Below are 18,672 nucleotides of genomic sequence, written 5' to 3'. Positions count from 1 at the left end.
CCCCCGACATGAGCTGGATCATCGCCGCGATCACGCTGACCCTCGCCGGGCTGGCCTTGCTGGCCTTCCTCGCCGTCCGGGTGCTGCGCGCGGCCGCGGAGCTGAGCCGCGAGGTCGACCGCACGCAGGGGAGGCTGGAGCCCGTTCGGACGCTGTTCGGCGAGCGTACGGCGGCCGTATGGGGGCGAAGGGATGAGTCTGTCCCCGGGGGAGCGTACGATCGGGACCAAGAGACTGCACGTCGCCCGGCGTAAGGATGTGTAATGCCCAACCTCGGACCCACTGAGCTGATCATCATCGGCCTGATCCTGGTGCTGCTCTTCGGTGCCAAGAAGCTGCCGGAAGCCGCCCGCGGGCTCGGCCGGTCGCTGCGCATCTTCAAGTCGGAGACCGCCAAGCTCCGCGAAGAGGACGAGCCGACGACCGCGACCGCCACGGTCGTCCAGGCACAGCCCCAGCCCGCCGCCCCGGCTCCGCAGCCGATCCCGGCGGCGACCCCGGTCCCGGCCCCCGCGCCGACCGCCGAGGAGGAGGCCCGCCGCCTCGAGGAGCAGGCCGCCCGGCTGCGCGCCCAGGCCGGAGCGCCCAAGTCGCAGTGATCGGCGGTAGCCTGAAGATCTACCCCTGATCATCCGACTCGTCACCCCAGGATTCGCGAATGGCGCTGCTGAAGTGGCCCAAATCGGGCCGGAACGGGGCGGCACCCCCGCCCCCCAGCGAGGCGGACGACGGTCGCATGCCGCTCATGGCGCACCTGCGCGAGCTGCGTAACCGGCTGGTCATCGCCCTGCTCGGTCTGGTCGCCGGCATCATCGTCGGTTTCATCTTCTTCGACCCGATCTGGTCTTTCGTGTCGGCCCCCTACTGCGGGCTTCCCCAGGCGCAGGAGCTGAGGCCGGGGCAGTGCACGATGCTGATCCTCGGCGTCTTCGACTCCTTCTTCGTGAACCTGAAGGTCGCGGCGATGTTCGGCCTCGTCGTCTCCTCGCCGATCTGGCTGTGGCAGATCTGGGGCTTCGTCACCCCGGGCCTGTACCGCAACGAGAAGCGCTACTCGATCCTGTTCATCATGCTGGCCGTCCCGCTGTTCCTCGCGGGCGCGGCGCTGGCCTACTTCGTGATGGACACGGGCCTGTCGATCCTGCTGGGCTTCGCCCCTCCGGGGACGCTCACCGGCATCACGATCGACGAGTACCTCGGCTACGCGCTGATCATGCTCATCGTGTTCGGCATCTCCTTCGAGCTGCCGCTGCTCATGGTGTTCCTGAACATCATCGGGGTGCTGCCGCACGCGCTGGTGGCCAAGCACCGCCGCATGGTCATCTTCATCATGTTCGTCTTCGGCGCGGTCGCCACCCCCGGCGGCGACCCGTTCACGATGATCGCGCTCGCCCTGCCGATGGTGGTGCTGTTCGCCTTCGCCGAGGGGTTCATGTATCTCAGGGAGAGAAGGCAGTCCAAGGGTGAGGACTTCTCCCACCTGTCCGACGACGAGGCCTCCTCGCTCGACGACGACGCCTCGCCCCTGGGCGACGTGGTCCCCGTCGGCGACCCCGCTCCTATCGATTCGAGAACGACCGACACCGATCCCAGTAAATAGGGGATAAGTTCCGGTCTGTGCCCGCAGAGATCGCAGTCCTCGTCAACCCCGCCGCCCGCGGCGGCCGTTCGCGGGGACTGCTCTCCCCGGTGCTCGACCGCCTGCGGCAGGGCGGGCGCGAGGTCTCGGTGATCCTCGGAGACTCCGCCTCCGACGCCCTGGAACGCGCCTGCACCGCCGTCGCCGAGCAGCCGGAGGCGCTGGTCGCCTTCGGCGGCGACGGCCTGGTCCACCTCGCGGTCCAGGCGGTCGCGGGCAGCGGCGTGCCGCTGGGCGTCATCCCGGTGGGCACCGGCAACGACATCGCCGCCGCGCTCGGCATCCCCCTGAAGGCGCCGCTCGCCGCCGCCGACATCGTGCTGCGCGGGCGGGCGCGCACGGTCGACGCCGCGAAGGCGGGCGAGGACGAGTGGTTCGCCGGGGTGCTGGCCTGCGGCTTCGACTCCCGGGTCAACGAGCGGGCCAACACGATGACCTGGCCGCCCGGCATGGCCAGATACCTGGTCGCCCTCGCCGAGGAGCTGCGCTCCTTCCAGCCCATCCCGTTCAGGATCGACCTGGACGGCGAGATCGTCGAGCGCGAGGCGATGCTGGTCGCGGTCGGCAACACCTCCTCCTACGGCGCCGGCATGCGCGTGTGCCCCGGCGCCGCCCCCGACGACGGCCTGCTGGACGTGACGATCCTCGGCGCCATCCCCAAGGGGGAGTTCCTGCGGACCTTCCCCCGCGTCTACCGGGGCTCCCACGGCGCCCACCCCGCCGTCACCATGCGCCGCGCCCGCCGGGTGAGCCTGGAGGCGCCGGGGGTGATCGCCTACGCCGACGGCGAGCGGATCGGCCCCACCCCGCTGACGTGCGAGATCGTCCCCGGCGCGCTGACGGTCCTCGTCTAGGCCGTGTCCCGCCGGCGGAATCGACCAACCGGTCGGCGGGCCACGGCCCGGCCAGTTCTTCCCGGCTCTTTGCGACCCTTTGCAACCTTTTGCGGCCCTTTCCGGTCCTTTCTAGACCGTGACGACGATCTTCTTTCCGGCGTGGAGCCCCTTCTCGAGGTGGAGGTGGGCCTCGACGACGTCGTCGAGGGCGAACACCCTGCCGATGACGGGCCGTAGCGCGCCGAGGCGTACACCGGCGTTCATGAAGGCCGCCATGCGCCTCACCACCACGGCGTCGAGGGTGTGCTCGAAGCTCCGGTAGCTGAAGATCGTGAGCGGCGTGCCCAGCGGGAAAGGCGTGGGCCGGGGGTCCAGGAAGCCCGCGGCGACCAGTGTCCCGCCGGGGCGGGCCGCCTTCAGGAGATCCCGCTGGCCGGGGCCCATGACGAGGTCGAGGACGATGTCGGCGCCGGTCCCGCCGGTGTGGTGGCGGACGGCTTCGGCGACGTCCGCGTGGTCGGCGGCGACGACCGCGGCGGCGCCAGCGGCGAGCAGGTCGTCCTTATTCGCGGTGTGCCGGGTGAGGGCGATGGGCACGGCGCCGATCTGGTTGGCGATCTGCATCGCCGCCCGGCCGACACCGCCGGACGCGGCGGTGACGAGGACGCGGTCACCGGGCCGCATCCCCGCCTTCTCGACGAGCGCGCCGTAGGCGGTGGAGTAGGCGACCCAGATCGCCGCCGCCTCCGTGATCCCGAGCCCGGCGGGCCGGGCGACGACCCGGCTCGCGGGGACCGTGGTGTACTCGGCGTAGCTGCCCCTGACGCTCGCGTCGGGAACGGCCGTGAGGATGACCGGCTCACCGATCTCCAGCCCGGTGACCCCGGGGCCCAGCGCGTCGACGACGCCGGTTCCCTCGACGCCGAGGCGGGCGCGCGGCAGGGGGACGGGCGCGGGCGAGGCGCCCGACCGCGTCATCAGGTCGAGCGGGTTGACGGCGAACGCCTCGATCCTGACCCGCACCTCACCGGCCGCGGGCTCGGCGACCGGCTCCTCGACGACGTGCATGACCTCCGGCCCGCCGAACTCGTCGAACACGACGACTCGTGGCATGGTGACTCCTTCGCGTCTGACGCTGGTTTCGTTGCTCGCGAAAGACGTTACGAAGCCCTCGGTTACCTCCTGGTACCTTCGACTTCCATGCAGAACCCCGCCGGACCGGCCTTCCTCGCCGACTGCCCCACACGGCTGGCGGTCGAGATCATCTCCGACAAGTGGGCCGTGCTCGTGCTCTTCGGGCTCAGCCAGCGGCCTCGCAGGCACGGTGACCTCGTCGACCTCATCGGCGGCGTCTCGCGCAAGGTCCTCACCCAGACGCTGCGCCGCCTCCAGCGGTACGGGCTGGTCGAACGCCGTGCCGAGGCGCCGCGGCGGGTCGAGTACAGCCTCACCGATCTTGGCCGGACCCTCGTCGAGCCCATCGAGGTCCTGACGAACTGGGCGAGGGACCACGGCGGGGCCGTCGCCGACTTCCAGGAGGCGGCGGAAGCCGCCGCCTCCGCCGCCCGGACCCGCGCGGCGGGTTGATCCCGGCGGGGCGGCGGCCGCCGGCCGGTCCCGTCCGGCTCCGGTGATCGGCGGGACCCGGACCGGGCCGCCCGGGGCCCTCCGGCGCTGTACGGAACCGTAAGGAACCGGCCGGAACCCCGCTCCGGGCGGCCCGCGCGGGCGGCCGGATCCCGGCGGAAAAGGGGGGACGGACCGGAATCCCGATATCGGTAGGCTGGACGCATGACGACCCCAGCGGAACGATACGCTGCCTTCCGTCAGAGCCAGGCCGAGAGCGGGCCGGCGCTGACCTCGTTCCGCGGTCTGTACGACTTCGAGCTGGACGACTTCCAGCTCGACGCCTGCCGGGCGCTGGAGGCGGGCGACGGGGTCCTCGTGGCGGCCCCCACGGGCTCGGGCAAGACCGTCGTGGGCGAGTTCGCGGTGCACGTGGCCCTGGAGGAGGGCCGCAAGTGCTTCTACACCACCCCGATCAAGGCGCTGTCCAACCAGAAGTACAACGACCTGGTCAAGCGCTACGGCACCGACAAGGTGGGCCTGCTCACCGGTGACAACAGCGTCAACGGGGAGGCCCCGATCGTCGTCATGACGACCGAGGTGCTGCGCAACATGCTCTACGCCGGCTCCTCCACCCTGGCGGGGCTCGGCTTCGTCGTCATGGACGAGGTCCACTACCTCGCCGACCGGTTCCGCGGCGCGGTCTGGGAAGAGGTGATCATCCACCTGCCCGAGTCGGTGCGCCTGGTCGCGCTGTCGGCCACGGTCAGCAACGCCGAGGAGTTCGGCGAGTGGATGGGCGAGGTCCGCGGCGACACCAGCGTCATCGTCGACGAGCACCGCCCGGTCCCGCTCTGGCAGCACATGCTCGTCGGCAGCCGCATCTACGACCTGTTCGTCACCGGCGACGAGGACCGGCGCCCCCAGATCAACCCGAACCTCCTGCGCATCGCGAGGGACGAGGAGCGCCAGGCGTTCGGCAGGGGGCGGCGCGGCTACTCGCGGCCCCGCAGGAACGGCCCGCCGGACCGGGCCGCGGCCATCGAGCGCCTGGACGCCGACGCCCTGCTGCCCGCGATCACCTTCATCTTCTCCAGGGCAGGCTGCGACGCCGCCGTCATGCAGTGCCTGCACGACGGCATCCGGCTCACCACCGACGCCGAGCGCCACGAGATCCGGCAGATCGTCGACGAGCGCACCGCGCACCTGCCCGACGAGGACCTGGGCGTGCTCGGCTACCTGGAGTGGCGCGACGCCCTGGAGCGCGGCCTGGCCGCCCACCACGCGGGCATGCTCCCGGCCTTCAAGGAGGTCGTCGAGGAGCTGTTCACCCGGGGCCTGGTCAAGGCCGTGTTCGCCACCGAGACCCTCGCGCTGGGCATCAACATGCCCGCCCGCTCCGTGGTGATCGAGAAGCTCGACAAGTGGAACGGCGAGACCCACGCCGACCTCACGCCCGGCGAGTACACCCAGCTCACCGGGCGGGCCGGGCGCCGGGGCATCGACGTGGAGGGCCACGCGGTCGTCCACTGGCAGCCGGGCACCGACCCGCTCCAGGTCGCCGGCCTGGCCAGCACCCGCACCTACCCGCTGCGCTCCAGCTTCCGGCCCTCGTACAACATGGCGGTCAACCTGGTCGGCCAGGTGGGCAGGGAGCGGGCCAGGACCCTGCTGGAGTCCTCGTTCGCGCAGTTCCAGGCCGACCGGGCCGTGGTCGGCATCGCCAAGCAGGTGCGCCGCGCCGAGGAGGCCCTGGAGGGCTACCGCCAGGCGATGACCTGCCACCTGGGCGACTTCGAGGAGTACGCCGCGATGCGCAGGGCCCTGTCCGACCGGGAGGCCGAGCTGTCGCGCCAGCGCGGCGCGGCCCGCAGGACGCAGGCGCTGCGCTCGCTGGAGGCGCTCAAGCCCGGCGACATCATCAGGGTCCCCGGCGGGCGCCGGGCCGGGCTGGCCGTCGTCCTCGACCCGGGCCTCAACTCCAGGGGCGAGGGGCCGTCGCCGCTGGTGCTGACCATCGGCAAGCAGGTCAAGAAGCTGTCGCCGGCCGACTTCCCCGTCCCGGTGGAGCCGGTCGAGCACCTGCGCATCCCGAAGAACTTCAACGCCCGCTCGCCCAAGGAGCGGGCCAACCTGGTCTCCTCCGTGCACGCCAAGATCGGCGACCGCGACTTCGGCAAGCCCGTCAGGGCGCGCGACCACGCCGCGGAGGACGACGAGATCACCCGCCTGCGCCGGGAGATCCGCCAGCACCCCTGCCACGGGTGCGACGAGCGCGAGGACCACGCCCGCTGGGCCGAGCGCTACTACAAGCTGCTCCGCGAGACCGAGGGGCTGCGCCGCCGGGTCGAGGGCCGCTCCCACGTGATCGCCCGCACCTTCGACAAGGTCTGCGGGGTGCTCGACCAGCTCGGCTACCTCGACGGCGAGAGCGTCACCGCCGAGGGCCGCCGCCTGGCCCAGCTCTACACCGAGCTGGACCTGCTGACGGCCGAGTGCCTGCGCGCGGGGCTCTGGAACGACCTGGACCCGGCCGAGCTGGCCGCGTGCGTGTCGTCACTGGTCTTCGAGTCGCGCCAGGCCGACGACGCCCGCCAGCCCAGGATCCCCGCGGGAGCGGCCCAGAAGACGCTGGCGGACATGGTCCGTCTCTGGGGTGAGCTGGAGTCGATCGAGGGCGACCACGGCCTGTCGTTCATCAGGGAGCCCGACTTCGGCTTCGCCTGGGCGGCCTTCCGCTGGGCCAAGGGCCACACCCTCGACGCCGTGCTCCGCGACGGCGTCGCCGGTTCCGAGCTGGCCGCCGGAGACTTCGTCCGCTGGACCAAGCAGCTGCTCGACCTCCTCGGCCAGATCTCCGACGCGGCCCCGTCGGGGAGCAAGGTCAAGCAGACCGCGGGCAAGGCGATGGACTCCCTGCGGCGCGGGGTGGTCGCCTACTCGTCCCTGACCTGAGTCGACCTGAGTCCCCGGTCCCTGGCCCGGGGCGTCTCCGGCCCGGGTTGTCCTTGATCCGGAGGCCTGAGCCGTCTCCGATCCGGCCCCGGATCGTCTTTGGTCCCTGACCCGGGCCTTTCCGGCCTGGGCCTGCTCCGGTCCGGGGTGTTCTTGATCTTTGGTCCGACCCGTCTCCGATCCAGGCCCCGGTCTTCTCCGGGCCGGGCCCGTGGGGAGCGGGTCCCGCCCGGTGCCGGGCCGCGGAGATCAGGCCGGAGGCCGGTGGAAGCGGGGGCCGGGTTTCGCGGGGGCACGGCCCGGTGCCGCGGACGTCAGGCGAGGCCGAAGCGGACCTCGCGGGTGGTCGGGTCGGCGCGGGTCAGCCGCACGCGTACGGTCTCCCCCAGCGGGAGCCCCTCGCCGTCGCAGCGGGCCACCACCGCCGGGTCGGTGACCTGCACCTGGCCCCACGGCCGGTCCTCGGCCACGTCGATCACCACGGCCTCGAACGTCTGGCCCACCCGCTCGCGCAGGACGAAGGCCTCCACCAGGTCCACGCACGCCCGCTCGACGCCGCCCGCGCGGCGCCCGGTGGAGTGCATGATCTCCGGCAGCTCGCCCATGACCTGCTGGACGTCCTGCGGCACCGGCTCGCCCGCCGCGACGGCCAGGCAGATCTCCGTGGCGTAGCGGTCGACGAGGCGGCGCAGCGGGGCGGTCACGTGCGCGTACGGCGCTCCCACGGCGGCGTGCTCCGCCTGCGCGGGCGGCTCGCCGTTGAAGGCGACGTATCCGGCGCCGCGCAGCAGCACCGTCGACTCCTGCAGGAACGCGGCCTGCTCGGGGACCTTCGGGTCGAGGGAGTGCACGACCTCGCCGTACCCGGCGCCCTCGGGCCAGGGCACGCCGAGAGCGGCGGCCACCCGGCGGACCTGGGCGATCCTCTCGGCCGGGGCGGGCGGCAGCACCCGCAGCAGGCCGATCTCGGCGTCCAGCATCATGGAGGCGGCGGCCATGCCCGTCAGCAGCGAGATCTGCGCGTTCCACGCCTCGGCGTCCAGCGGGGCGCGCAGCTCCACCCGGTAGCCGTCCCCGTCGGGGACGACCTCCTGGTCGGGGGTGGGCAGCGTCACGCCGCCCCTGGCCCGCTCCTGGGCGAGCCTGAGCCGGCCGATCTCGGCCAGCAGCCGCAACGTGCCGTCGGCGGTGCCGGTGTCGATCGCGGCCTGCGCGTAGTCGTAGTCGAGCCGCTCGCGGCTGCGTACCAGAGCCCTGGTCACGTCCGCGCCCACGATCCGGCCCTCGGCGTCCAGGTCGACGCACCACAGCGCGGCGGGCCGCGTCACGCCGGGCAGCAGGCTGGCGGCGCCCTCGGACAGGACGGGCGGGTGCAGCGGCACGCGCCCGTCGGGCATGTAGACCGTCTCGCCGCGGACGCGGGCCTCGGCGTCGATCGCGCCGCCGGGCCTGACGAACGCCCCGACGTCGGCGATGGCGTACCAGACGCGGTAGCCGCCCGGCCGCTCCTCCAGGTGCACGGCCTGGTCGAGGTCCATCGCCCCCGGGGGGTCGATGGTGATCATCGGCAGGTCGGTCCGGTCGAGCCGGGGCAGGGAGGGCACCTCGGCGACCCACTCCGCCTCGTCGATCACCGCCCGGGGAAACTCCTCGGGCAGTTTCATCTCACGACGGATCCGCTCGAAACCATCGTCGAGCCGCGGATGGGACTCTCCGGGCACCCGGATGCTCTTGTGAGGCACAGGGAGCAACCTACCGGCTCCCGGCGGGCCACCCCACAGGCCGGTCAGGGCAATGGTGAGCGGCACGGCCGGGGGCCAGGTCAGAGCCCGGACGCGGGAGACGGAGACGACGGGGCGGCGGGGCCGGGCCGACCGGCGGCGCTCCGGACCGGATGACGGAGACGACGGGGCCGGGCCGGCCCACGATGGACCGAACCGGACGACGGGGCGGCGGGCCGGGCGCGCTCACGGGCGGGCCGGGGGCCAGGTCAGAGCGCGGAGGCGAGGCGCTCCAGCGGGCTGGAGAGGCCGTAGCGCTCGCTCAGCGCGGCCAGGGCCTCCGGGTCCCTCGGCTTGGCAGGAAGCGCGATGCCGACCTCGGGAAGGGGGGCGTCGCGGGCGACCTGCACCACCTCGGGGGCCACCCGCAGGTAGTCGCGGGCCGCCGACAGCTTGGCGCGCTGCCCGGCGGTGAGGTCATCGCCCCCCTCGCCCCCGTCGACGGCGCGCAGCAGCGCCTCCAGCGAGCCGAACCGGGTGATCAGGGCCGCCGCGGTCTTGTCGCCCACCCCCGGCACGCCCGGCAGCCCGTCGCTGGGGTCGCCGCGCAGGGTGGCGAAGTCGGCGTAGGAGCGGCCGGGGACGCCGTACTTCTCGGCGACGGCGGCCTCGTCGACCAGCTGGAGGTTCTTGACCCCCCTGGCGGTGTAGAGGACCCTGACCGGCCGGGAGTCGTCGACCAGCTGGAACAGGTCGCGGTCGCCGGTGACGATGTCGACCTGGCCGCTCGCCCGCGCCGTGAACGTGCCCATCACGTCGTCGGCCTCGTAGCCGGGCACGCCGACCCGGGCGATGCCCACCGCGTCGAGCACCCGCTCGATCACCGGGACCTGCGGGGCGAGCGTGTCGGGGGTCTCCTCGGCGCCGCCCTCGGCGACCCGGTGGGTCTTGTACGTCGGGATGGCCGCCACCCGGAAGGCCGGGCGCCAGTCGGCGTCCATGCAGGCGACGAGCTCGGCGGGGGAGTGCCGCCGGACCAGCATGGCGATCATGTCGATGACGCCGCGCACCGCGTTGACGGGCATCCCGTCGGGGGCGGTCATCGACTCGGGGATGCCGTAGAAGGCGCGGTAGTACAGCGAAGGGGTGTCGAGAAGCATCAGGCCGGGCATGGCGACCATTTAACCAATCAGCCGAGCACGCCGATCGCCAGGACGCAGGTGTCGTCCTCGGGGTTGGGGCCGCCGATCACCTCGATGAGCCGGTCGAGCCCGTCGTCGAGGTCACCTCTCAGCAGGGCCGCGGCCTTCATGGTCAGCGCCAGGCCCTCGTCGATGTCGCGGGTGCGGCGCTCCACCAGCCCGTCGGTGAACAGCAACAGCAGGTCGCCCTCCCGCAGCTCGACCCCGGCCAGCTCGTACGGCTCGTCGGGAGTGGCGCCCAGCAGCACCCCGGCGGGCGGGTCGAGCTGGGTGGCCGTCCCGTCGCGGACCAGAATCGGTGCCGGATGCCCCGCCTGCCCCCAGGTGAACATCCTCGTGGCCGGATCGAGATGACCGACGACCGAGGTCGCCGTCGTCTCGGGCATCCGGTGCAGCACGAGGTCGTTGAGCCAGGCCAGCAGCCTGTCGGGGGAGTGGCCGGTCATCGCGAGGCCGATCAGGGCGTGGCGAAGCTGGGCCATCTGGGAGATCGCGGGCATCCCGTGCCCGGACACGTCGCCGATGGCGAGCAGCACCCTGCCGTCGGGCAGGGGGACCGCGTCGTACCAGTCGCCGCCCAGGCCGGGCTCGACCCCCGCCGCCACGTAGCGGACCGCGATGCGCGCGTGCGGCAGGTCGATGGTGTCGCCCAGACCCGGCATGATCGCCTCGCGCAGCGCCACGCTCATGTCGTGCTCCTCCGCGACCTGCTCGCGGACCCGCAGCAGCTTGCTGCGCGACTCCGACATGATCCGCTCGGCGCGGCGGCGGCAGGTGATGTCCTGCACGACGCCGTGCACGGCGGCGGGACGCCCGCCGGTCACGACGGGGTCGAGCACGGCGCGCAGGTGCCGCAGCTCGCCGTCGCGGCGGATGCGGAACTCGGTCTCCCCGCCCTCGGCCCGGTGCGCGACGGACCACAGCAGCCGGTCGAGGTCGGGCCGGTCGTCCTCCTCGACGTGACCTGGCAGGTCGCGCAGGTGGATCGGGCCGTCGCCGGGGGCGCGGCCGAATATGGTGTACGCCTGGTCGGACCAGGTGGTCTCTCCGGTCTGGAGATCCCACTCGGCCCAGCCCATCTCGCCCATGCGCTCCGCGTGCGCCAGGCGTGCGGTGAGGAGGTGTCGCTCCACGGCCATGTGCTCGTCGGGCTCGCCGCGCGACCGCTGCACCATCTCAGCGGCGGTCGACGGGGCCGGACCGGTCACGTGGTCGTTTCGTGGGTGGAGGGGTGGCTGGTGGCCGCCCACTACGCCGACCATGTAGCTCGCTCTCGAAATGTGTGGCTTTACGGATATTTTGCCAACAAAATGTGATCGTACTTCAACAGATTGTAGTGGCGGAGTCGCCTTCGTGCCTTCCTTTCCCTGACTTTCGGGTTCCGGGCCGGGCCCGGATGCATCGCCGTTCCGGGCGGGATTAGATTGGTCGGCGTGACGACGGAGTCCTCTGACCTCTATCCCGTGACCCGCCTGGCCGCCGCCCGAGAGGCGGCCGCCGCCGCCGGGCTCGACGCGCTGCTGCTCACGCCGGGCCCCGACCTTCGCTACGTGACCGGCTACGAGGCACTGCCGCTGGAGCGGCTCACCTGCCTGGTGCTTCCGGTCAGGGGCGAGGCGTTCCTGATGGTGCCCCGCCTGGAGCTGCCCGCGGCCGAGCACTCCCCGGCGTCGCGGCTCGGCGTCGAGTTCGTCCCCTGGGACGAGACCGACGATCCGTACGCGGCCGTCGGCAGGCGCCTGGGCGCGGTCCGCAAGGTCGGCCTCGCCGACCGGATGTGGGCGATGCAGTCGCTGCGCCTGCGCGACGCGATCCCCGGCGCCGAGCAGGTGCTCGCCGGGACCGTCCTGCGCGGGCTGCGGATGCGCAAGAGCCCGGCCGAGGTGGCGGCGCTGCGCGAGGCCGGCGCCGCGATCGACGCCGTCCACGCTCAGGTGCCCGGCTTCCTGCGGGCCGGCAGGACCGAGCGCGAGATCGGCAGGGACATCGCCGAGGCGATCATCGCGGCCGGCCACTCCACCGTCGACTTCGTCATCGTCGGCTCCGGGCCCAACGGCGCCAGCCCGCACCACGAGCTGTCGGACCGCGTCGTCCAGGAGCGCGAGCCGATCGTGGTCGACATCGGGGGCCAGATGCCCGACGGCTACTGCTCCGACTCCACGCGCGTGTACGCCGTCGGCGAGCCCCCGGCCGGTTTCATGAAGTACTACGAGGTGCTCAGGCGCGCCCAGCAGGCGGCCTGCGACGCCGTGGCCCCCGGGGTGACGTGCGAGGCGGTCGACGCCGCCGCGCGCGACGTGATCGCGGCCGAGGGGTACGGCGACTACTTCATCCACCGCACCGGCCACGGCATCGGCCTGGAGACCCACGAGGAGCCCTACATCGTCGCGGGCAACGCCGAGCCGCTCGCGCCCGGCTTCGCCTTCTCCGTCGAGCCGGGGATCTACCTGCCCGGGGCCCACGGCGCCCGCATCGAGGACATCCTCGTCTGCACCGAGGAGGGCGGCGAGCGGGTCAACCACCGCCCCCGCGAGCTGGTGATCGTCTAGCGGTTCCCGGTCCGGTGCCTTCCGGCCCGGTGGCTTCTGGGCTGATCGCTTCCGGCCCGGCGGCTTCCGGCCCGGCGGCTTCCCGGCCGGTGGTTTTCGAGCCGATGGTTTTCGGGCCGGTCGTGCGGGGACGGCCCACGGGCACGGACACAGGCACGGACACAGGCACGGGCACTGGTATGGGTGCATGCACGGCCATGGGCACATGCACGGACACAAGCGTGCATACAGGCATGGGCACGGTCGCGTGGCGGCGGGTGCGCGGCGGGTGCCAGAATCGGGGTGGCCGGTGATCCCGGCCGCCCTCTCGCCGTCCGCGCCGGGGCCCGGAGCCGGGATTCCGCGCCGGGACCCGGAGCACGCGGGCGCGACCCCCTCCCCGCGAACCCTGGGGCGGGTCTCCACGCTGGAAGGACTCAGATGACCGTTGAGCGCGTTCTGCCGACCGGCGACGCCCATGACCTCCTGGACCTGGTCCGCGACCTGATCGGCAAGGAGGTCGCGCCCCGGGCCGCCGCCGACGAGGCCGCCGGGCACTTCCCCCGGGAGGTGTTCACCACCCTCGGCCGGGCCGGGCTGCTCGGCCTGCCCTACCCCGAGGAGCACGGCGGGGCGGCGCAACCGTACGAGGTCTACCTGCAGGTGATCGAGGAGCTTTCCGCGGGCTGGCTGGCCGTCGGGCTGGGGCTGTCGGTCCACACGCTGTCGTGCTTCCCGGTGGCCGCCTACGGCACCGCCGAGCAGCGGGCCGCGCTGCTTCCCGAGATGCTGGGCGGCGAGTGGCTGGGCGCGTACTGCCTGTCGGAGCCGCAGTCGGGGTCCGACGCCGCCGCGCTGGCGACCAGGGCGGTTCCCGGGGACGGGGGTTACACCGTCGACGGCGTGAAGGCCTGGATCACCCACGGCGGCGCCGCCGACTTCTACACGCTGATGGCCCGCACCTCGGCCGACGGCGCGCGCGGCATCTCCTGCTTCCACGTGCCCGCGGGTACGGAGGGGCTGTCGTTCGGCGCGCCCGAGCGGAAGATGGGGATGAAGTCCTCGCCGACCGCCCAGGTCCGCTTCGACGGGGTGCGGCTGGCGCCCGAGGCCCTGCTGGGCTCCGAGGGGGAGGGCTTCCGGATCGCGATGGCCGCCCTGGACGGCGGCAGGCTCGGCATCGCCGCCTGCGCCGTGGGCGTGGCCCAGGCGGCCTTCGAGACCGCCACCGCGTACGCGGCCGAGCGCCGCCAGTTCGGCTCGCGGATCATCGACTTCCAGGGCGTCGGCTTCATGCTCGCCGACATGGCCACCCAGATCGCCGCCGCCCGCGCCCTCTACCTGGACGCCGCCCGGCTGCGCGACGCGGGCCGGCCGTACGGCACGCGGGCCGCGATGGCGAAGCTCTTCGCCACCGACATGTGCATGAAGGTCACCACCGACGCGGTCCAGGTCCTCGGCGGCTACGGGTACGTGGAGGACTTCCCGGTCGAGCGCCTCATGCGGGAGGCCAAGGTCCTGCAGATCGTCGAGGGCACCAACCAGGTCCAGCGCCTGGTCATCGGCCGCGCCCTCGCGAAGGACGCGGAGAAGGCCGGGCGGTGACGGCCGCCACGGCCACGACGTTCACGAGATCCACGACGTTCACGAGATCCACGACGTTCACGAGATCCACGACGTTCACGAGATCCACGACGTTCACGAGATCCACGACGTTCACGAGATCCGTGACGTCCGTGACGTCCACGAGGTTCATGACGTCCGCGACGCGGGCGCGCGGGTGATTCGCCGGGGGTCCCGGCGACGGTGACGGCGGTCCGGGCCGTGGGAGGCGGCGCCCCCACGGCCCGGACGCGGGGTCAGAGCCCGTACGTCTCCAGCAGCCGCAGCCAGATCTCGCTGACCGTGGGGTAGGACGGCACGGCGTGCCAGAGCCGGTCGAGGGGGACCTCGCCGACGACGGCGATCGTCGCGGAGTGCAGCATCTCGCCCACGGCGGGGCCCGCGAAGGTCACCCCGAGCAGGACGCGGCGGCGCTCGTCCACGACGGCCTTGGCCCTGCCCCGGTAGCCGTCGCCCTGCAGGTAGGCCCCCGACACCCTGGCCAGGTCGTACTCGACCACGCGGACGTCGAACCCCTCGGCGCGGGCCTCCGCCTCGGTCCGGCCGACCGAGGCCACCTGCGGGTCGGTGAAGACCACCTGCGGCGCGCCGTACGCGTCCGCCGTGTCGCGCAGGCCCGGTAGCTCGTCGGGCTCGCCCTTGGCCCGCGCCGCGATGACGTCGCCGCACACCCGCGCCTGGTACTTGCCCATGTGGGTGAGCAGGGCGCGGCCGTTGATGTCGCCCACCGCGTACAGCCAGCCGCCGGGGACGCCGGTGGCGCGCATGCTGTCGTCGACCTCGATCGTGCTCCCGGCCTCCAGCCCGACGGTCTCCAGCCCGATGTCATCGGTCGCCGGATGCCTGCCGGTGGCCACCAGCAGCTCGTCGGCCTCCACCGGGGGGCCCTCGGACAGGTGGACCGTCACCGGGCCGCCGGGCACGGGCCGCTCGACCCTCGCCACCTTGACGCCCGTGCGCACGGTGATGCCCGCCTCGGCGAACGACGTGGCCACCAGCTCCCCGGCGAACGGCTCCATCCTGCCGAGCAGCCCGCTGCGCGCCAGCACGGTCGTCTCCCGGGCGCCGAGCCCGTGCATGGCCTGGGCCATCTCGCAGGCCACCACGCCGCCGCCCAGCACGGCCAGCCGTCCGGGCACGCTCTTCGCCGCCGTCACCTCGCGGCTCGTCCACGGCGACGCCTCCGCCAGGCCGGGGATCGGCGGGACGGTCGCGCCGGTGCCGGTGGCCAGCACGACCGCCCGCCGGGCGGTCAGCGTGCGGACCGAGCCGTCCTTCGCGGTCACCACGACCCGCCCGGGGCCGTCCAGCCGCCCGTGCCCGCGTACGAACTCCGCGGGCACGCTCCTGATCCACTCGACCTGGCCGGCGTCGTCGAAGTGGGACACCGCCTCGTCGCGCCGGGCGAGCACGGCGGCGGTGTCGATCGGGCCCATCGTCAGGCCGGGCACCCGGGAGACCTCGGCGGCCAGGTCCACCGGGCGCAGCAGCGCCTTGCTGGGGATGCACGCCCAGTAGGAGCACTCGCCGCCGGCCAGCTCCCTCTCGACGATCGCGGCGGTCAGCCCTCCCCTGACCGCGCGGTCGGCGACGTTCTCGCCCGCGGGCCCCGCGCCCACAACCACCACGTCGAACTCGTCCGACACGACTTACCTCCCACACAGAACCGGCCATCGGCCGCGCGTCGCCCCCGGCGACGCCGGTCGTACCAGCTTCGCATCCTCCGGCCGGGGCCGGGGACACGCCCCGCATCTCGGCGGGTCAGGGGCGGAGCCGCCTGGGGGTGCCTGTGGAGCGCGTACGGCCCCGCCCGCGGTGGGAACCGCGGGCGGGGCCGGGAGAAAGGAGAGGGGGGCGGGTGCTCGCCCGGCCCCGTGCCCTCAGGCCTCCAGCAGGCGCTCGGTGAAGAGGGTGACGGGTCTTTCGAGTTTCACGCCGTCCACGACGATGTCGACGACCTCGTTGTAGAAGGCGACGTGATCCCTGATCCTCTCGGCGGCCGGGATCGGGTCGGGGTAGGCCCACGCCACGTCGGCGGGGACGGGCCCGCCCTCGCGCGTGGACCAGTAGGAGGCGACTCCCTTGTACGGGCAGCGGGTGCTGGTCGCCGTCGGTTCGAACAGGTCGAGGTTCACGTCCTCCGGGGGGATGTAGTAGCGGGTGGGCAGGCCCGTCTCGAACAGCAGCACCGGGCGCCGGGTGTCCGCGACGACCCTGCCGCCGATCTCGACCCTGACGTGCCGCGAGCTGGGCACCGGGTCGACCCGCTTGTACGGGTCGCGGGGATGGACGAAGATCTCCTCCTCCTCTTCGTACCAGTGTTCGAGCACCTCGCCGCCGTGCTGGAACCACTCGAACGCGATGTGGCCGGGCAGGGCCGGGTAGCGCCACGCGGCGTTCGCGACGGTCTCGCCGCCGATCACCAGGTCGTGGAAGACCGTGGATCCCTCGTGGACGCCGGTCGGCGGGGCGGCGGCCGGACGCAGCAGGTCGGAGCGGACCTCCGACTCGGGGAAGGCGTAGCGGGGCACCGGGTGCGACGCCTCCCAGACCAGCACCGGGTGGCGGCTGTCGACGACGGTGACGTCGCCCCTGGTGCCGCGTACCCACCGCTCGCTGGTCTCCCAGTTGAACGTTCCCGACGCGGGCATCGGCCTACGCCTCCGTGAGTTCGGCGAGTTCGGCGACGTACGGCCTGCGCTCGCGCCAGGCCGCGATCTGGTCCGGCCGGCCGAACACCCGCAGGTACTCCTCGACCTGCCCACCGGCCTGGTCCCACAGCAGCTCCGGCTCGAAGTCGCTGCCCTCGGGGCCGACGAACGGCTCCAGCGGCTCGATCACCGTGTCGAGGCTGGGGTGCCAGAAGACGCCGGTGGAGCGCCGGGTGACCGTGCCGCCCGCGACGACGCGGTGCCGTCCGGGGCGGAGCCGGCCGTTCGTCCACTTGGTGAGGATGTGGCCGGAGAAGACCTGCAGGGCTCCGGGCACGATCGGCACCGGGATCCAGCTCCCGTCGGGCGCCTGGCCCTGCAGTCCCGCGTAGTCGCCGCGCTGGTGCAGCACGGTGAGCGCCGAACCGTCGGCGTGCTCCAGCAGGAGCAGCTTGTCGTCGTCCGTCCCGGTGTCCTCGTGCGTCCAGGTCGGGTAGTCGTTGACGACGAAGCTCGTGTAGTAGGGGCGCCCGGAGATCGGGAACGTCGACAGGGGCACGCCGAGCACCCGGCTGTAGAGGTCGAGCACCCGCTCGGCCACGCGTACCGAGGCGTCGTGGTAGAGCCTGGTCACCGCGGCCAGGCCGGGCTCCTGCGGCGGCCAGACGTTGGGGTGGGCGTACAGCTGCGCGTACTCCTCCGACAGCCCCGCCGCCTTCGCCTCCTCCACGGTGTCGAACTGGCCGATGTTGAAGCGCTCCAGCTCCAGGCGCCCGAAGTCGTCGGGCCACTGCCGCCAGCCCCGGTAGGGGTGCCCGGTCGGGCTGGCGAGCTTCGCCTTCTCCTCCCTGGGCAGGGCGAGGACGCGGCCGATCCGGTCGTGGAAGTCGTCGATCAGCTCGGCGGGTACGCCGTGGTTGACGACCTGGATGATGCCGACCTGCTCGGCCGCCGCGCGCACCGAGGCGATCAGCTCCTCGGGGGCGTCGTCGCTCAGGGCGAGTTCGAGGTCGATGACGGGGATCTGGGCGGTCATGCGTTTCTCCCTTGGATCGTGTCGAGCGCTTCGCGCAGCACCGCGGCCTGCTCGGCCGGGCCTGTCGCGGTGACGAGCCGGGCCGACGGGGCCCGGCGCAGGAGCTCGCCCGCGGAGGCGTCGCTCAGCCGGGCACCGGTGGCGGGACGTACGAGCAGGATGGGCACCTCGTACCCGGAGAGGACCTCCAGCTGCTCCCAGAGGGTCTCGTCGCCGAGGTGCGCCGCCGCCTCGGCGGGCAGGTTCCCCAGGTGGTGGCGCCAGGTCCAGGTCCCGTCGGACTCCTCGACGAGCTCGTAGCGGACGTCGGCGACCAGCTCCTCCTCGGCGGCGTCCGGCCTCGCCTCCCTGAGCCGGTCGAGCGCCTCCTCCCTGGAGGCGTGGCGGGCCGGCGCGACGCCCGGTTCCGCCGGGGCGCCGGGGAGGGTGTCCAGCAGCACCAGGGCCCGTACCAGGTCGGGCGAGCGGGCGGTGAGCGCGATCGCGGTCAGCGCGCCGAGCCCGGCGCCGGCCACGACCTTCGAGGCGGGGGCGAAGGACCGGATGGCCTCGCTCACCGCGGGGGCGAGCCTGCGCGGGGAGTAGACGCCGTTCCCGCGCCAGCCCGACCGGCCGTGGCCCGGCAGGTCCAGGGCGAGGGCCGGGCGGCCGAGCGCGAGCAGCGGCCGGTCCCAGGAGCGGGCGCTGCGGCGGGCCTCGTGCAGCAGGACGATCTCGGCCGGGCCGGTGTCCCAGGTGACGCCGCTGACGTGGCCGCCGCTGACCACGGTGACCCAGCGGCGCTGGATGCGGTGCGGATCGGGGCCGGTCAGGCCGAGACTCTCGGCGATCTCGGGCAGCAGGGCGAATTCCTGTTCGGGTACCGCGAGTTTCGATGACATTGGTGCCTCCGTGCGGGCTGGTGGGAAAAGCGGG

16 protein-coding genes are annotated in these 18,672 nt (G+C 73.1%); 8 read left to right on the top strand and 8 right to left on the bottom strand.

Annotated elements, in window-relative coordinates; translation table 11 throughout:
* The first annotated feature begins 8 nt into the window (after positions 1 to 8).
* The 4 genes from ABT053_RS06070 to ABT053_RS06055 are packed head-to-tail and all read left to right on the top strand — an operon-like array spanning position 9 to position 2,493.
* The gene (locus ABT053_RS06070) at positions 9 to 254 is read left to right on the top strand and encodes a hypothetical protein (RefSeq protein ID WP_350967774.1); all 246 of its coding nucleotides are present in this window, start codon (positions 9 to 11) and stop codon (positions 252 to 254) included.
* 9 nt (positions 255 to 263) lie between these two features.
* Positions 264 to 599 carry a Sec-independent protein translocase subunit TatA gene (gene tatA / locus ABT053_RS06065; protein ID WP_350967773.1) on the top strand — a complete coding sequence of 112 codons (336 nt, stop codon included), beginning with the start codon at positions 264 to 266 and terminating at the stop codon, positions 597 to 599.
* Between the two features lie 59 nt (positions 600 to 658).
* On the top strand, positions 659 to 1,600 hold the full coding sequence (gene tatC / locus ABT053_RS06060; RefSeq protein WP_350967772.1) for a twin-arginine translocase subunit TatC: 942 nt from the start codon (positions 659 to 661) through the stop codon (positions 1,598 to 1,600).
* A 17-nt stretch (positions 1,601 to 1,617) separates the two neighbouring features.
* A complete protein-coding gene (locus tag ABT053_RS06055; RefSeq protein WP_350967771.1) occupies positions 1,618 to 2,493 on the top strand; it encodes a diacylglycerol/lipid kinase family protein in 876 nt (291 codons plus the stop codon).
* A 111-nt stretch (positions 2,494 to 2,604) separates the two neighbouring features.
* Here ABT053_RS06055 and ABT053_RS06050 read toward each other — a convergent pair whose 3' ends face one another.
* Entirely contained in the window at positions 2,605 to 3,588 is a 984-nt protein-coding gene (locus ABT053_RS06050) for a zinc-dependent alcohol dehydrogenase family protein (RefSeq protein WP_350967770.1), read from the bottom strand.
* Positions 3,589 to 3,675: 87 nt separating this feature from the next.
* Between ABT053_RS06050 and ABT053_RS06045 the strand changes: the two genes are divergently transcribed.
* Both ABT053_RS06045 and ABT053_RS06040 read left to right on the top strand, forming a co-directional pair.
* The gene (locus ABT053_RS06045) at positions 3,676 to 4,062 is read left to right on the top strand and encodes a winged helix-turn-helix transcriptional regulator (RefSeq protein ID WP_350967769.1); all 387 of its coding nucleotides are present in this window, start codon (positions 3,676 to 3,678) and stop codon (positions 4,060 to 4,062) included.
* A gap of 204 nt (positions 4,063 to 4,266) precedes the next feature.
* Complete coding sequence (locus tag ABT053_RS06040; protein ID WP_350967768.1) at positions 4,267 to 6,996, top strand: DEAD/DEAH box helicase; 2,730 nt, start codon at positions 4,267 to 4,269, stop codon at positions 6,994 to 6,996.
* 314 nt (positions 6,997 to 7,310) lie between these two features.
* On the opposite strand, the gene ABT053_RS06035 is transcribed toward ABT053_RS06040, so the two are convergent.
* The 3 genes from ABT053_RS06035 to ABT053_RS06025 all read right to left on the bottom strand — a co-directional run bounded on the left by ABT053_RS06035 (position 7,311) and on the right by ABT053_RS06025 (position 11,094).
* Positions 7,311 to 8,738 carry an RNB domain-containing ribonuclease gene (locus tag ABT053_RS06035; protein WP_350967767.1) on the bottom strand — a complete coding sequence of 476 codons (1,428 nt, stop codon included), beginning with the start codon at positions 8,736 to 8,738 and terminating at the stop codon, positions 7,311 to 7,313.
* Positions 8,739 to 8,986: 248 nt separating this feature from the next.
* The gene (locus ABT053_RS06030) at positions 8,987 to 9,898 is read right to left on the bottom strand and encodes a 5'-3' exonuclease (protein WP_350967766.1); all 912 of its coding nucleotides are present in this window, start codon (positions 9,896 to 9,898) and stop codon (positions 8,987 to 8,989) included.
* 8 nt (positions 9,899 to 9,906) lie between these two features.
* The gene (locus ABT053_RS06025; RefSeq protein WP_350967765.1) at positions 9,907 to 11,094 is read right to left on the bottom strand and encodes a PP2C family protein-serine/threonine phosphatase; all 1,188 of its coding nucleotides are present in this window, start codon (positions 11,092 to 11,094) and stop codon (positions 9,907 to 9,909) included.
* 258 nt (positions 11,095 to 11,352) lie between these two features.
* Between ABT053_RS06025 and ABT053_RS06020 the strand changes: the two genes are divergently transcribed.
* Complete coding sequence (locus ABT053_RS06020) at positions 11,353 to 12,468, top strand: M24 family metallopeptidase (RefSeq protein WP_350967764.1); 1,116 nt, start codon at positions 11,353 to 11,355, stop codon at positions 12,466 to 12,468.
* A gap of 420 nt (positions 12,469 to 12,888) precedes the next feature.
* Positions 12,889 to 14,052: an acyl-CoA dehydrogenase family protein gene (locus ABT053_RS06015; protein ID WP_350967763.1), complete on the top strand. Its 1,164-nt coding sequence runs from the start codon at positions 12,889 to 12,891 to the stop codon at positions 14,050 to 14,052.
* A 254-nt stretch (positions 14,053 to 14,306) separates the two neighbouring features.
* Here ABT053_RS06015 and ABT053_RS06010 read toward each other — a convergent pair whose 3' ends face one another.
* The 4 genes from ABT053_RS06010 to ABT053_RS05995 form a co-directional block, all read right to left on the bottom strand.
* Positions 14,307 to 15,716: a dihydrolipoyl dehydrogenase family protein gene (locus ABT053_RS06010; protein WP_350967762.1), complete on the bottom strand. Its 1,410-nt coding sequence runs from the start codon at positions 15,714 to 15,716 to the stop codon at positions 14,307 to 14,309.
* A gap of 234 nt (positions 15,717 to 15,950) precedes the next feature.
* Positions 15,951 to 16,721 carry a DUF427 domain-containing protein gene (locus ABT053_RS06005; RefSeq protein ID WP_350967761.1) on the bottom strand — a complete coding sequence of 257 codons (771 nt, stop codon included), beginning with the start codon at positions 16,719 to 16,721 and terminating at the stop codon, positions 15,951 to 15,953.
* Between the two features lie 4 nt (positions 16,722 to 16,725).
* Complete coding sequence (locus ABT053_RS06000) at positions 16,726 to 17,757, bottom strand: 2-oxoglutarate and iron-dependent oxygenase domain-containing protein (RefSeq protein ID WP_350967760.1); 1,032 nt, start codon at positions 17,755 to 17,757, stop codon at positions 16,726 to 16,728.
* Positions 17,754 to 18,638, bottom strand: a complete 885-nt coding sequence (locus ABT053_RS05995) for an alpha/beta fold hydrolase (RefSeq protein ID WP_350967759.1) — start codon at positions 18,636 to 18,638, stop codon at positions 17,754 to 17,756. Before ABT053_RS05995 ends, ABT053_RS06000 begins: the two co-directional genes overlap by 4 nt.
* Positions 18,639 to 18,672 lie beyond the last annotated feature (34 nt).

It is taken from the genome of Streptosporangium sp. NPDC002524 (assembly GCF_040295985.1).
Classification (GTDB): domain Bacteria; phylum Actinomycetota; class Actinomycetes; order Streptosporangiales; family Streptosporangiaceae; genus Streptosporangium.
This window is presented reverse-complemented; position numbering and strand designations above follow the sequence as displayed.

Coding starts and splice junctions, on each gene's coding strand:
- ABT053_RS06015 (WP_350967763.1), top strand. CDS start 12,889: ATGACCGTTGAGCGCGTTCTGCCGACCGGCGACGCCCATGACCTCCTG.
- ABT053_RS06050 (WP_350967770.1), bottom strand. CDS start 3,588: ATGCCACGAGTCGTCGTGTTCGACGAGTTCGGCGGGCCGGAGGTCATG.
- ABT053_RS06005 (WP_350967761.1), bottom strand. CDS start 16,721: ATGCCCGCGTCGGGAACGTTCAACTGGGAGACCAGCGAGCGGTGGGTA.
- ABT053_RS06070 (WP_350967774.1), top strand. CDS start 9: ATGAGCTGGATCATCGCCGCGATCACGCTGACCCTCGCCGGGCTGGCC.
- ABT053_RS06045 (WP_350967769.1), top strand. CDS start 3,676: ATGCAGAACCCCGCCGGACCGGCCTTCCTCGCCGACTGCCCCACACGG.
- ABT053_RS06025 (WP_350967765.1), bottom strand. CDS start 11,094: ATGGTGCAGCGGTCGCGCGGCGAGCCCGACGAGCACATGGCCGTGGAG.
- tatC (WP_350967772.1), top strand. CDS start 659: ATGGCGCTGCTGAAGTGGCCCAAATCGGGCCGGAACGGGGCGGCACCC.
- ABT053_RS05995 (WP_350967759.1), bottom strand. CDS start 18,638: ATGTCATCGAAACTCGCGGTACCCGAACAGGAATTCGCCCTGCTGCCC.
- ABT053_RS06040 (WP_350967768.1), top strand. CDS start 4,267: ATGACGACCCCAGCGGAACGATACGCTGCCTTCCGTCAGAGCCAGGCC.
- ABT053_RS06000 (WP_350967760.1), bottom strand. CDS start 17,757: ATGACCGCCCAGATCCCCGTCATCGACCTCGAACTCGCCCTGAGCGAC.
- ABT053_RS06030 (WP_350967766.1), bottom strand. CDS start 9,898: ATGGTCGCCATGCCCGGCCTGATGCTTCTCGACACCCCTTCGCTGTAC.
- tatA (WP_350967773.1), top strand. CDS start 264: ATGCCCAACCTCGGACCCACTGAGCTGATCATCATCGGCCTGATCCTG.